Source organism: Phyllobacterium sp. P5_D12, assembly GCF_054049495.1.
In genome coordinates this window covers 1-3,355 of record NZ_JBFUMG010000489.1, presented here as the reverse complement: position 1 = coordinate 3,355, position 3,355 = coordinate 1, and the positions used below count along the sequence as shown (strand labels likewise).

Sequence of the window (3,355 nt, the reverse complement as noted above, 5' to 3'; positions counted from 1 at the left end):
AGTTCGGCTCAACTGGTAGTTCCACAAAGCCATCGCTCAATTCGTCGTAGACGAAGTATCGTCCGTCGGAACCATATCGTGCGTTGTGGTTTTTTGCTGGCTTCACGTCTCTCGAATGACGGTCGCAGGCGACGAACATCCAGCTGTCGTCACGCATAGTGCCCCTCTCGCCGCATTCCGGGCAGGTGTGTTCCGAACGGGCATCAGCGAGGTTCTCGGCTCTGTCGAGTCGACGTCGTATGTCGGATGCGGGGTATTCCGTCGTCTTAATGTCGATCGTCATTGCACCATATTTTTCGCCAACTTCAACAAGTTTAAGTTTGACGCCACTCGGCAAGGCAGCTCTCACATCGTCAAAGTATTTGTCGAGAATTGATACCCACCCCTCGGGACAGCGGAAGTTGACGGTGTCTGCAAATAGACCAGAATATTTCGAGCGGAGTTCGTCGAGGTTCATTTTTGATCAATCTCGCGTGATTTGGGTGCGTAAAGATCCTTACTTCCAACAAAAGTACAGCATTCCTAAACGCGGGGCGATTCACGTTTGCTTCCGTGGTTCGTTCAACAACCGGATGCCGCTCATATGGTGGATTCAAGAGCCGCCGCTGGGACGCTCACGCCCGAGGTACAAATACCATSGACACGTGCAGAGATGATCCGCAAATCACTTTGGTCGGGTGAAACGGCAAGACATGACAACGTTCCCGAGTGAAACGCCCAAGTGTCGATCCCAATTCAGTGCGACGTGATTTCCACGGCGAATTCCTTGTTCGGTGTGTGACCGTGCACAACCACATGGGAGAGGGGACCATCGAACTGCAGAAATGGTTCTCTAATCCACATCAGGTCGCGAGGTCTCTGTTGGTCGAGCGGCAGCGATGGATCGACACCGGCATGTACGTACGCATACCGTCGGTCGAAGAGGATGTGTTCTGCTGACGTCAGCATGTCGAGATGACTTCTATAGGCATCTCGAAAATACGTGGCCATGGTGTCGTGTGAATCGAAGTCTTCCAAGCCATATGAGAGCAGTGTCGCGAGGCCACCTTGACGCTGCACCCAGTTGTCGAACCTCGCGTCATCGATCACTTCAGCAGTCATGAACTCAAGCAGAAAGTTATCGTGGTTTCCAAGAATGAGGCGAGATGCCGGCAATTCTTCCAGTGTTTGGTGCACGAGATTCATGGCAGGCCGACGGTCAGGTCCGTGGTCGATGATGTCTCCGAGGAAGATAACGCGAGGTGCTGCTCCTTGCTTTTCAGCGTCGCCCCGGATTGCTKCAAGCAAGGGCTTGAGAAGGTCAGCGCGGCCATGAATGTCACCGATGGCGTAAGTCGCAGCGGATTTATCTGGTTTGTCCATTGGTTGAAATCCAGTTTATAGAAACCATCGGTTGGCAAGTCCTGTGACTCTGGCGCTTATCTAGATCGATAAAAGAAAAGGTTGCGTAAAAGAATTCGTTGAAGAAAATCTTTCAAGGGTTATCAGGAGCTAAGGTACGCCAACAATTGGTGTCGCTTTTCTTGTTTCAAGGATTGTCTGGCGGGTGATTGAAGAGCACCAGCGACTCAAATGTGACGGCATGCCGTATACGATCATTTGGATCATTCCGTATTACCAATATATTTAAACGAGAAATTCGCGCCGGCGGAGAGTCGGTCTGCTATTCAATGCGATGATCGGACTCTTGGCCCGTACGMTGCAGGATAAGTCGGTCGGAGTTCTGAGAAAAACTCCTTGAGCCTGTCGGCATTTTGATCGACCAGGTCCTGCGCGATCTTCGGGAGCTCCTTTGCTGCCCTGACATAATCGTCCAAGGCAATGGGATCATTTTTCATTGGAACACCATCAATTCTCAAAAGATGGTCACGTCCAATCAGTAGGCTGGCCTGTCCAAGAGCATTTTGACTTTGAAGGCGCATTGCCGCCGATATAATCTCTCTCCAATGCCAGATTCCACCTTTCGATATTTGACCTTGCGTAAATCCAAAATCTGACTCGACGCAACCGAGAGAGAGTATCTGAATATCACGGCGGTCCACCTGGTAACAGATCAGAGCGTCAACGAGTACGGTCATGATAGGATTATTCGCCCAAACTCCGCCGTCAGCAAAATGCCTGTCGCCATTCTTATAGGTCGCGAAGAAAGTTGGAGCTGCAGAGGCGGCCAGAGCGATGTCAATCATGCGTTCTTGCCAATCCCGCTTGTAGTCGGGATGGTGCGGCGTCTTGAAAAGGTTGACTTCGTTGTAATCATCGAACGAAGGGATCACCAAGCGCTGTTGCGCTTCCCCCAGCAGCTGCTCTCCCAGTGTGTTTTTGACATGTTTCTCCAACGCTGCTCGATCATATTTGTAGCGTCGAAGACTGCGCAGATGTTGCCAAGTTGCTTGAAGATTCTTGGCGATCCATGACTCGTATTCAGGAGCCGGAAGGAATATCTCAGCCCCGTGATCCATATACACTGTTAGGATCTGGCTGGCACGTAATCCTATCGAAAGACCGAGTGCAATTATACCTCCTGTGGACKTCCCCCCTATGTAATCGAAGAACTCGCCCGCCGGTCGGCCGTCTGTAAACCGTTCTTCACAAATAGCGAGGACCGCTGCTGGCAGGATACCTCGGATTCCTCCGCCATCGATTGAGAGGATCCGCAGTTCCTTCTGGTGCCAGGGTTGCTGAGGCCGGAGGTCTTGTCGCGTTTCAGCTGATCGTCTGCTCTTCTCGGCTTTTTGGTTCATGCCGTCCCTCACTTGTTGGACTTTCATGTCGGCTGCTACCCAACCACTTGTTTGTTATCAGCCAACCTTCATACCAATTGAGCCAGAGCGCGGCCCACGGGATCGTCGTGTCAGCTAGATAGTCGCACGATGACCACTCTCGTCCATTGGGATCGAATAAGCACAGATCGGATCGGGAGCGTTGGTATCGCCGTTTGGCCAATACACGTGGGGAAGAACGCCCTCCGGATTTTCAGGTCGGCGTTCGAGACGTGGGCTGTCAACGTACACCCTTGGCTGGGCAGACCTCACCGTAACATTGGCAAGTAAGTGGTGTACTTTGTATGACATTCTCAAACTATACGCAGTGGAGGTTGGTTGGAGAGAGCCTCGCCATACAGCTCGGTCTCCGTCGAACCGCTCAACTGTCCAATCAGCCCAAATTTCAGCCATCCGCTGTATCTGATCGTCAATCGTTAAGATATTTAATGGAACCGCCCATGTTCGTGTTGGCTCGTGCTGGCATAGTCAATGCAGAAGCAATCGCGGGTGCCGCAAGTATCGATCTAATACCCCCGGTCTTGGTCACACCAAGCTGGTTGTGTTTTGCTACTTCCGCTTGGCCTCTGTAGTGC

Annotated in this window: 3 protein-coding genes; all 3 read right to left on the bottom strand. The window is 51.7% G+C overall.

From position 1 onward, the window contains the following. The coding region (locus ACXJ5O_RS22285; protein ID WP_457301798.1) for a hypothetical protein at nucleotides 1–457 on the bottom strand (457 nt) is incomplete at its 3' end. A gap of 278 nt (nucleotides 458–735) precedes the next feature. Then, nucleotides 736–1,362, bottom strand: a complete 627-nt coding sequence (locus tag ACXJ5O_RS22280) for a metallophosphoesterase (protein WP_457301797.1) — start codon at nucleotides 1,360–1,362, stop codon at nucleotides 736–738. A 305-nt stretch (nucleotides 1,363–1,667) separates the two neighbouring features. Next, nucleotides 1,668–2,741 (bottom strand): CBASS cGAMP-activated phospholipase, encoded by a 1,074-nt coding sequence (locus tag ACXJ5O_RS22275; RefSeq protein ID WP_457301796.1) that lies wholly within the window; start codon nucleotides 2,739–2,741, stop codon nucleotides 1,668–1,670. Between the last annotated feature and the right edge of the window lie 614 nt (nucleotides 2,742–3,355).